General features: G+C 45.4%; 11 protein-coding genes. 5 read left to right on the forward strand and 6 right to left on the reverse strand.

Going from position 1 to position 9,482, the window contains the following annotated elements; all coding sequences use genetic code 11:
• On the forward strand, positions 1-705 hold a 705-nt coding region (locus V3S16_RS16480; RefSeq protein WP_413886918.1), incomplete at its 5' end, for a 4Fe-4S binding protein.
• 16 nt (positions 706-721) lie between these two features.
• Here V3S16_RS16480 and V3S16_RS16485 read toward each other — a convergent pair.
• From V3S16_RS16485 to V3S16_RS16495, 3 genes are all read right to left on the reverse strand, one after another.
• The gene (locus V3S16_RS16485) at positions 722-1,399 is read right to left on the reverse strand and encodes a CheR family methyltransferase (RefSeq protein ID WP_413886920.1); all 678 of its coding nucleotides are present in this window, start codon (positions 1,397-1,399) and stop codon (positions 722-724) included.
• 588 nt (positions 1,400-1,987) lie between these two features.
• Complete coding sequence (locus V3S16_RS16490) at positions 1,988-2,497, reverse strand: hypothetical protein (protein ID WP_413886922.1); 510 nt, start codon at positions 2,495-2,497, stop codon at positions 1,988-1,990.
• 44 nt (positions 2,498-2,541) lie between these two features.
• Positions 2,542-3,279 carry an MBL fold metallo-hydrolase gene (locus V3S16_RS16495; protein WP_413886924.1) on the reverse strand — a complete coding sequence of 246 codons (738 nt, stop codon included), beginning with the start codon at positions 3,277-3,279 and terminating at the stop codon, positions 2,542-2,544.
• Positions 3,280-3,541: 262 nt separating this feature from the next.
• Here V3S16_RS16495 and V3S16_RS16500 point away from each other — a divergent pair, with 262 nt between their 5' ends.
• The 3 genes from V3S16_RS16500 to V3S16_RS16510 all read left to right on the forward strand — a co-directional run bounded on the left by V3S16_RS16500 (position 3,542) and on the right by V3S16_RS16510 (position 5,054).
• Entirely contained in the window at positions 3,542-3,976 is a 435-nt protein-coding gene (locus tag V3S16_RS16500; protein ID WP_413886926.1) for a PaaI family thioesterase, read from the forward strand.
• Positions 3,977-4,423: 447 nt separating this feature from the next.
• A complete protein-coding gene (locus V3S16_RS16505; RefSeq protein WP_413886928.1) occupies positions 4,424-4,624 on the forward strand; it encodes a cold-shock protein in 201 nt (66 codons plus the stop codon).
• Positions 4,625-4,706: 82 nt separating this feature from the next.
• Positions 4,707-5,054, forward strand: a complete 348-nt coding sequence (locus V3S16_RS16510) for a hypothetical protein (RefSeq protein ID WP_413886930.1) — start codon at positions 4,707-4,709, stop codon at positions 5,052-5,054.
• A gap of 38 nt (positions 5,055-5,092) precedes the next feature.
• Here V3S16_RS16510 and V3S16_RS16515 read toward each other — a convergent pair whose 3' ends face one another.
• Positions 5,093-6,013 (reverse strand): AEC family transporter, encoded by a 921-nt coding sequence (locus tag V3S16_RS16515; protein ID WP_413886932.1) that lies wholly within the window; start codon positions 6,011-6,013, stop codon positions 5,093-5,095.
• Positions 6,014-6,322: 309 nt separating this feature from the next.
• On the opposite strand from V3S16_RS16515, the gene V3S16_RS16520 reads away from it, so the two are divergent.
• Positions 6,323-6,556, forward strand: coding sequence for a MoaD/ThiS family protein (locus V3S16_RS16520; protein ID WP_413886934.1), 234 nt, complete (start codon positions 6,323-6,325; stop codon positions 6,554-6,556).
• Between the two features lie 735 nt (positions 6,557-7,291).
• Here the strand turns inward: V3S16_RS16520 and ccsB are convergent.
• Positions 7,292-8,128, reverse strand: coding sequence for a c-type cytochrome biogenesis protein CcsB (gene ccsB / locus V3S16_RS16525; protein WP_413886936.1), 837 nt, complete (start codon positions 8,126-8,128; stop codon positions 7,292-7,294).
• Between the two features lie 71 nt (positions 8,129-8,199).
• On the reverse strand, positions 8,200-9,482 hold a 1,283-nt coding region (locus tag V3S16_RS16530; RefSeq protein WP_413886938.1), incomplete at its 5' end, for a cytochrome c biogenesis protein ResB.

Here is a 9,482-nt window from a genome sequence, read left to right on the forward strand (position 1 = left end):
GCGACAGGTAAAAATGTGGCTTCGATTGCCGAGGTTAAGGCCGTCCAGGCTCGCTTTTTGTCTGATATGGGCTCTGAAATCAAAGGATACCAGATCGAAACCTGTTTCGGACCCACCGGTTGCCCCAACCGGGCCATCACCAGCAACAGCTTGCTGGATAAAATCGAGGCGCTTTTTAAAAAAGAAGACCTGCTGGCATTTCTCAAACAAAGGGTTAAAGGTGAGATCAAGTTTCACCATGAATTCAGAGTTGCCTTGGCGGACTGCCCCAATACCTGTTCACAGCCCCAAATCAAAGATATCGGCATCATCGGGGCCTGCACCCCGGCACTTACGGATGAGGCCTGCAGCGAATGTGAAGCATGTGTTGAAGTCTGCAAAGAAAATGCGATTACCATTAATAACGCCGAGGCAACCCCTGAAGTTGATTACAACCTGTGCCTGCACTGCCGCTTGTGCATCGACGCCTGTCCCACCGGAACCATTACCGCGGGTGACATGGGTTTTAGAGTACAGATTGGCGGCAAACTCGGCCGGCATCCCCAGCTTGCCAGAGAATTGCCCGGCATTTTCAATGAAGATGAAGTCCTTGCAATAGTAAAAGACTGCATCGATTTTTATAAAAAAAACAGCAAGCACGGCCAACGCTTTGCTCAGATTTTTAAAGCCTATGATTTCGGAAACCTTGCTGGTTCCCATTCATAAATGGTTCTTTTTCATTTCACCTTAGCTGCTTTTGATATACAAAGGGATAGGGTGCAACGCGCACCAAATTATGCCTTTCACAAGGCAGGGTTTCATGGGACCCTATTACTAATAATCCGGAAGGAGCAAGGCTTTCCAGCACATTGCTAAGAGCATTTTTTTTCAGCCGGTCTTGATAGTAGGTAAGTACGTTGTTCCGCAAAAAGATAATATCAAAATTCAAACCGGGAGGATCGCAAAGCAGATAATGTATTTCCCAGGCCACGTCTCCGGCAAGCAAAGCCTTTACTGCAAACAGATTTTTACTTCCCTGCTGATCGAAGTATTTCAATATAATCTCTTTTTTCACTTCTTTAAGGCTGGCGGCGGTGTAGACTCCGGCTCGGGCCCTCTCCAAGTAGGCCGGATTCATGTCGGTAGCCAGGACTTCAAGCTTAGGAAGATTATCATAGCTTTTTTTCAGGCATTCCCAGACAATCTTAAAGCTGTAGACTTCATCTCCGCAGGCACAGCCGGCTGACCAGACTTTAACTTTTCCTGTCCGGGATTCAAGAAGTTCAGGAAGCAACTTTTTTTCAAGGGTATGCCAAAATTTGCGATCTCGAAAAAAACGGCTGATGGAAACGGTCATCAGCAATTCACACTTTTGCCGAGCCTCATGGCTTCGGTCGATCTCAGTCAGATAAGCATCCATATTCCGGCATCCCAGTTGATGCATGTGCCGATTTAGGCGCTTTTTAACCCCTTTCCTGACTTTGCGGTAACCTGACCATGAATACCCCAAATGATTAAGCAGTTGGCGAAATTGTTGATCATCCATTAGATCAGTTTGATCTTTGAAGTAAAGAATCCACGCCCATAAGACGTGGCTTTGGTTTGCCCCCATAGGAGGCTTATGGTCTTTGCCATTCATAGACTTTTATGGAGTGGTGGAGTGGTGGAGTAATGGAGGAAGATCATTAGAAATTCTTAGACAATCAGGTAGTCTATGTTGCAATTACAATCGAATGACTATTGCATGACAACCAAGCAAATTTTCAACACTCCAGTACTCCATTACTCCTTGTACCAGTCTTCAGGCAAAGCCGTCAGACTCTGACCACGCCCATAGAACGTGGTTTTCTAAGCCGAAATAAAATTCTGCAAGTTATAGTAAAAAGAGGCTTGACGGAGGTGGAAACGGCGCAATTCGAAACAGGGATAAAGCTACCCAATTTTATAACTTCCCAAAAACCTCGGGAGATAAAAGACTTCGGGGTTTTTATGACATGAAAAATCCGGGCTAAAAATCTTCCATATCGAACTCCTTAAAATCGAACCAGTAACCGGTTTTACTTATATAATCGAGTTCGGCCTGAACAGCATTAATGTGCGCATCTTCTATTTCGAGAAAGCGGGCAAACATTTGCCGACCCTCCCCGGACATTTCATCAACCATCTTTTGATAAAAATTACTGGTTTCAACTTCAACCTTTAAAGCCTTGCTCAGCATCTGCTTTTCATCTTTGCGGTTGTCCCGGGACATCCGCTCTTCTATTTTACCGACCTCTCTGGTGAGGGTTGCTCGCGAGGGAATTACGGACTCCAGTTTTTCAACCTTTAATTTTCCCGTCTCCTGCCATATTTCGAGTCTGCTCTTAAGGTAATCTACATGGAGCTGCTCGTCGTTCCCCAACGTCTGAAAAATACGCCGACCGACCGGATCAGAAGTCTTTTCAGCTGACTCCCGATAAAGATCCCTAACTCTTATTTCATACTCAATGGCTGTTTTGAGGGCCTCTGCGAGTGTCATCCGGCCTCCTTTTCAGACAAATCAAAACCTGAACCTTAGAACGGCTACTTCATTTTGCGGATGCGCACTTCGACATCCTTGCTGTTTTTCATTAAATCGACCACGCGGGAGGTGTCGGTACTGCCGTAGTGATATGGGTAGAGGACTACGGGTTTGAAAGCCTTGGCGGCATCGGCCACCATCTCCGGAGTCATCGTGTACGGCAGGTTCATGGGTAAAAAGGCTACATCGATATTTTTCAACTGCTTCATCTCCGGTGTATTTTCCGTGTCGCCGGCCACGTAAACCCTTTTGTCTCCGAATCTGATGACGTATCCGTTGCCGCTGCCCCTGGGATGAAAAGGTTGGCCGGTACTGCGCATATGAACAAGATTATAGGCCGGAACAGCTTCTATTTCCAGTCCTGCAACGCTCTTGACATCTCCATTTTTCATGATTACGCCGCCGTTGACACTCTTTGCGCAGGTTTCGGTTAAAACCAGCACGGTTTCATTTTTGCGCAACGCATTCACGGCATTTACGTCAAGATGGTCGCGATGCTCATGCGTTAAAAGAATAAGATCGGCTTTGGGCATTGTGGAATAATCGGCCAACTTGCTCCAGGGATCAACATGGATGATCTTTTCCCCAAAGCTAAACATCAACGTCCCATGCCCGATAAACGTTATCTTGAGATCACCGGCTGATGTTGCGATACTATCGGTCTCAAAAGTATCCTGCGCGGCCGCAGAAAACGTAACACCAAATACCAAAACCATGGCCCCCAGCAAAAATTTTTTCATATCTGACCTCCTTATTTGAATTCATCCCGCGCTGCAAGACTTCGGCGAGCTCCCTTCGGTCTGAGCGTTCGACTGAGCTCACGCCGAAGTCTCAGGGTCGAAGACAGTCGAGTCGCAGCGGGGAATTCAAATTTAGACTTGAATTCGATAAAAACAAATTCTAAATTGATCATCAGGCTATCAATTTAGGTGTAAATTGTAAAGCCGCAACCTAAACGTGATTAATGCGGCTTTTTGCAAATTCATCAAGGGAGAGCAACCAATGAATACTGAACGGTTTGAGTTTTTGAAAAAAGATTATGTGCAGGGATTTCCTGAAGACTGCGGATTTGAAGTCGACAAGATAAATTACGGGTATTTTGAGTCCCGCCTGAAAATCGGCCCCAAACACAGCCAGCAGGATGGATTCGTGCATGCCGGAGTGATTGCCACCATGGCTGATCATACCGGCGGCTACGCCGCCTACACCACTGTCTCTGAAAATGAACGCATCTTAACCATCGAATTCAAAATTAATTACTTCAAGCCCGCCCTGGGTGAATTTCTGGTCTGCCGCTCTAAAGTCATCAACAACGGCAAAACCATCAAAGTCTCAGAATCTGAAGTGTTCTCTATATCCGCGGGTCAAGAAAAACTGGTCTCCAAAGCGATGGTCACCTTAATCGCCGTATCGGCGGATAGCATAAAAACGACCTGAATAGGTCTCCGGTTCCTGCGTCTCTTGGACATTGATGAATTCGTAACAAGCCGAATTCATTAATGTTTTTCAGAACTCCATCCGGATCTGCAGATGAGGGTCTATTCAGCGGCGATACGCATTACGTATCATTGAGTTTAAGGATATCAATCCTAATTTGCCGTGCATGTCACAACATTGAAATCTTGTCGAAGTCGATCCTCTCGTATGCCCAAAATCCCAACATTTCAGCCGGTTTGGATAAAAATGCCTTCTTGACAATACGACCAATATCCGGTATCTAAATCATAGTCGTCGCTTGCCGCAGTATGGTTGCTGCATGATATCCGGCCCTTTTACGTATTGGGATGCTTCCTGCTACGGCACACAACTTTAAATTTTCCCTTATTCCGAGCTCAAAAAGGGAATTCTTATCACTTATCACTTGCTTTTAGGAGGTTCTCGCCCATGGCTGAAGGCAGGATTAAATGGTTTAGCGAAAAGAAAGGTTACGGATTTATCGAAACCGATGAAAACGAAGATATCTTCTTTCATAATTCCGGTGTTGCCGATCATGGCCATTTCGGTCTTAAAAAGCAAGACCTCGTCTCGTTTGACGTTAAAACAACTTCCCGGGGACCACAAGCAGTCAATGTAAAACCAGTATAAACTTTACTGCTTTAATTTCTTATACCCCAAATTGAGGGTTAAGGCAGCGTCTTATAGCTCTGTTTTTTTAGGGAGGTGCACATTGTTAGAAAAATTTTTTATTTATCGTGACATCAAATCTGGAAATTTGACCATTGAAGAAAAGGCGGTCGTAGATCCAATACCGCGAGGAAGCGATATTAACCGCCTTTCGGATGATGTTTTTCGCCTGATTTACTCCGTCACATATAGTAAAGAAGAGATCGAATCGGCTGTTGGAAACGGTAGGTCCAGTTTAATCGCCACCATCCGAAACCGCAACTTCTTTCCGATCAAAATATATTGCGAAGCCATTGCAGACGCGATTATCCGGGTCTTTAACAACAACGAAACTTCTGAAGAACTTTTCTTTGATGCGAGGGACCTATTCATTAAGCCCCAAAAAGAATGAATGCGGTATTCAGACCCGTTAGATACCGCTTTCAGAGGTTATCCGGCGAGAGTGAGCCAGATTGAAAATGTTATGGCCGATAGCATTGTGCTGCTGGAAATAGCAGCCACGGCAAAATCGGTATCGCCGTTCATCTCTTTTGCCATTACATAAGTTAATGTCGCCGATGGTGAGGCCAGCAGAATAAGTCCAGGCAGATAATCCTGTAATGCCAGACCGTATGAGCGATAAAAAATCAATCCCAAACCCGGAAGCAGAATCAGCTTCATAACGCTCGTACTCAAAACTCGGGGCAACTGCAACTGCATCACCTCGAAAGACAAAGAAGCTCCGATAATCAATAAGGCCATTGGAAGAGCAAGGCCGCTCAAAATAGCAAGGCTGCGGTCGATGACCAGCGGCAACCGCAATCCTGTCAGCGAATACAATATACCGGCCAGGGCGGATAAAATGACAGGGTTGCCCAGAATCCGCAGGACAAGATCCCATTTGTTTCTTTTCCACGCAACATTTTCAGCATGTAACTGCAGCGCAAGTACGGCTAGAAAATTCTGCAGGATCATAATAAAACCGGCGATTATACTGGCTCTAACAAAGCCCTCGTTGCCAAGATAGTAATATGACACGGCCAGGCCGATATATCCCAGATTGCCGTGAAAGGAGCACTGCATAAACGTCCCCATCTGTTTTCGCTCGATCCGTCTCACTAAACCCAGGCCCCAGGCAACAGCAAATACTGCTATAACTGCAAGCAGCGTTACGGTCAGAACCGTACTATCGAACTGGGTTTTCAAGGAAGCTTTGGAAATCGAATGAAATATCATGGCCGGTAGGGCCAAATAGTAAACCAGACGGTTGGCCGGAGCCAAAAAATCCGGCGGAATAAAGCCTTTCCAACGCGCAAACCATCCGAGAATGATAACGGCAAATATTGGAATTATAGTAGAAATAATATTCATTTTGTTTAGGCAACGTCAAGGTTGACTTTGAGACATATTATACCTAAAGTAAATAATCGTAAAAGCATAACCCAACCCGGATAAACCGGCCTCCGGCTCGTAGAGCCTACGCCTCGGAGAGAAAGAATAGCCACCAAGGCACCAAGACACAAAGAATAACTGTTTATTATAATTTAACTTCGTGTCTTGGTGTCTTGGTGGCGAAAATATTTTGTTAGATAAATCCTTCGCAAATATGATGCGATTTTGATAGATAGGTACTAAAACGTGATGAATGCGTTTTTTTCGAATTCATCATAATTACTGCCCATGGAAACGCATATTAACATTCAATTATTTGCCTCATTAAGCAACTTCACACCGGTTTCCGCGGAAAAATATCCGATTGCACCGGGCACCACCGTCGGCATGCTCCTCGATCAATTGGGCGTGGCCGAGAATGAAGCCAAACTTATTTTTATCGACGGCAAAAAGGGTGATTTGACATCAACGCTGCACGGCGGAGAACGAGTCGGCATTTTCCCTCCGGTGGGAGGGGGGTAATTGGTTACGTCACGTCTGTTTGGCAATATAGTTCATCATTTGTCCTATTACCAGCGCGAATACATCGTGCGACATAAAACCGTCCGGAACGTCTTTCATAAACATACCGGGTATCTCTTTGGTACTTTTTTCAACATCCCTGGTCCGGGAATAAGGCTCCTCCAGCAGCTTTCGGTCCGTTCGGTTAGTGTATAGCCTAGGTTGAGCAGTTCAACGTTCAAGCCCGCCCTGGCCTCCGGCTCGTAGAGACATGAGCCTACGCCTCGGAGAGCGCGACGACCGTTATCAAGGAGATCAACCCTCTGCTATTAAAATATATGCCTTGGATCCAACTTCCAGAAATCAGGTCTGGGCCAGGGGTTCCGGGTTAATGAGCCCTAACAGGCTCAATCCAAAAGAGTTACGCCTCAATAGAGGCGGCAAGTATTTTTCACCCAATGGGTGCATGAGACCAATCTTGACATTGCGTTGTAACATTAAGTAATGTCAAGATGTTAAAATCTTTGAACCTAGAACCCTGAACCTAGAACAGATCAGTTTAGGAATTTAGAAATTAAAATCGGATAACACAATTCAGTCCCTCAATCCATCAATCCCCAATTCCTCAATCCCCCAATTCCCCAATCCTCCAATTTCGCAATCCGCAATCCGCAATCGTATGTTCCCAAATCCCTCAATTCAAGAATTCAAGTTACGAATTTATCAATTAAAGATGCGATTGTGGATGGGCACTAGTTATGCTCCATAACTATGCAAACCAGGCAGATAATTAACCCCGAAATATGTAAAGATAACAGCTACAAATCCAATGATGGAAAGATAGGCGATGCGCTTTCCCTGCCAGCCCCGCATCCTGCGGGCATGCAGCAATGTCGCATAAATAAACCAGGTAATCAGAGACCAGGTCTCCTTGGGATCCCAGCCCCAGTAACGCCCCCAGGCTGAATTGGCCCAGACCGCTCCGGTTATGATTCCGACAGTAAGAAACAGGAACCCGAACATTATCAATTGATGGTTGAGGTCATCCAGAATTTTGGGCGTGGGAAAATGTGCTAAAAGATTACTTATACCCTCAGTATCCCGTTGTTTGAAAAGATACATCCAGCTGATGCCGAAAGCCAGGGCAAAGGCAGCGTATCCGATAAAACAGGCGATAACATGGGCAATCAGCCAGTTGCTTTTCAAGGCCGGAAGCAGCGGCTGGATACTATCACTGATATTAGGGGACAGGGAAGCATACGCCAATGCCAGGAACGCCAGCGGTGTTGTAAACGCACCGATGATACGGTTTTCGTATTTTCTTTCGATAACCAGATAAACAACAATGATAGTCCATGCAAAAAAGACCAGAGACTCATACAAATTTGAAAGCGGCGCGTGGCCGATACCGAGGCTGTATGATTCCACCCATCGCACGATGATGCCGCCCGTGTTGCCGGCCACCCCGACAATGGCCGTCCAGGTGGCCAGTCTGCCCGGCAGTGGTTTCTTAAAAATCCAGGAGGCGATATACAAAAATGCCGCCAGTCCGTATACAAACGTTGTAATTGATAGCAAGAATGAACTGTTCATTACCTGTCCTCTCTCTTCGCTTTTACCGTTATTTGTTGTTCTAATAAAATCGTGTTGCGATTTTATGATATCTATTTCAATTTAGCCAGCTTTTCAGAAATCTTCTTTATCCTGTTTGGCACGCCAAGTTTATTCTTGTTGGCGGTTCCTGCAACCATGACAATACTCTTCTTTCCTTTCTTTACTATATCGATGCAAAGCCGCTGGTGGGACACGAAAAAAGTTATGTAGCACCCCACAATCAGTAAAATAAATCCGGAATAAACGACCCATACGCCGGGGTCCTTGGTCACCTGGAGGCCGGTATAATAACGACGAACGTATCCTGACACGGCAACGGCCGTATCGCCCTCTCGCATCTGGTCAAAATCCGGATAACGCAAAGGAAGCAGAATTTCAACAGGCGTTCCGTTGTCCGGGATGAGAACCCCCAGAAAGGCTTCCCCAATGGGCCGGCCTCTGAATTTATAAGAATTGGCATAATCTTTGAGAACAAACTTCCCCCCGTCTTCCGGGATATCAACCTGCTGACCCATCAACACCTTTTTTTCATACGCCTGCCCGGTTTTTTTGCTGGTGAAGCTCAGAGTAACTTCCCGGGGAGGAAGGGGGCCATAACTGGATTGAAACATATTTATCCCCTTGTAACGCAGCGGATCATTTACAATGATATCCTTTTTAAAAACCGGTTTGCCATGCTCCAGGATGGTTAAGCTGGAGCGAAATTCTTTCGGTGTTCCTGAATCGTAAAAACTGACGTCAAAATCCTCACACAAAATCTCAAAATCGAGAGATTTTGTCTGGGAAGGATTCCTTATTATGATACTGTTGACACTCTCACCTTCCGGTATGTTGACATACCCGTCAAACCCGAAAATAGAACCGATAAGACTCCCAACCAACAGTAAAACAATACTCAGATGCACCCCATAAACCCCCAGGCGGGTCCAGCGCCATTTTTCGGCGAAAATACAGAATCCCTTGTCCGTCTGTTCGCTCCGCATGTATCCAAAATTTTTGGATATAAACGGTTCATAGATATCTTTCAATTGTTCTGGTGAACGGTCGTCAACTATACTTTTTTTATCGGCATGATTTTTGAATCTTGCAAGATTAAAAATCGGATTTTTGACAAAAACGATCTTCCAGGTGGCCGCAAGTCGATCTATGGAACAGACAATGATATTAATTGTAAGCAAAACGATCAGCAGTTGAAACCACCAGGAATGGTACATGTCGAAAAAGTCAAAAACATCAAAGATTCGGTAAAGAAACTCACCGTATGCCTGAAAGTATGCCGCCGGGCTTTCGTTTTGCGGAATGAGCGTTCCCACAATCGAAGTGGCTGCAAGTG

The sequence above is a fragment of the Candidatus Desulfatibia sp. genome (assembly GCF_036446775.1).
Lineage (GTDB): Bacteria > Desulfobacterota > Desulfobacteria > Desulfobacterales > UBA11574 > Desulfatibia_A.

Coding starts and splice junctions, on each gene's coding strand:
- V3S16_RS16490 (WP_413886922.1), bottom strand. CDS start 2,497: ATGACACTCGCAGAGGCCCTCAAAACAGCCATTGAGTATGAAATAAGA.
- V3S16_RS16485 (WP_413886920.1), bottom strand. CDS start 1,399: ATGGATGCTTATCTGACTGAGATCGACCGAAGCCATGAGGCTCGGCAA.
- V3S16_RS16505 (WP_413886928.1), top strand. CDS start 4,424: ATGGCTGAAGGCAGGATTAAATGGTTTAGCGAAAAGAAAGGTTACGGA.
- ccsB (WP_413886936.1), bottom strand. CDS start 8,128: ATGAACAGTTCATTCTTGCTATCAATTACAACGTTTGTATACGGACTG.
- V3S16_RS16515 (WP_413886932.1), bottom strand. CDS start 6,013: ATGAATATTATTTCTACTATAATTCCAATATTTGCCGTTATCATTCTC.
- V3S16_RS16520 (WP_413886934.1), top strand. CDS start 6,323: ATGGAAACGCATATTAACATTCAATTATTTGCCTCATTAAGCAACTTC.
- V3S16_RS16495 (WP_413886924.1), bottom strand. CDS start 3,279: ATGAAAAAATTTTTGCTGGGGGCCATGGTTTTGGTATTTGGTGTTACG.
- V3S16_RS16500 (WP_413886926.1), top strand. CDS start 3,542: ATGAATACTGAACGGTTTGAGTTTTTGAAAAAAGATTATGTGCAGGGA.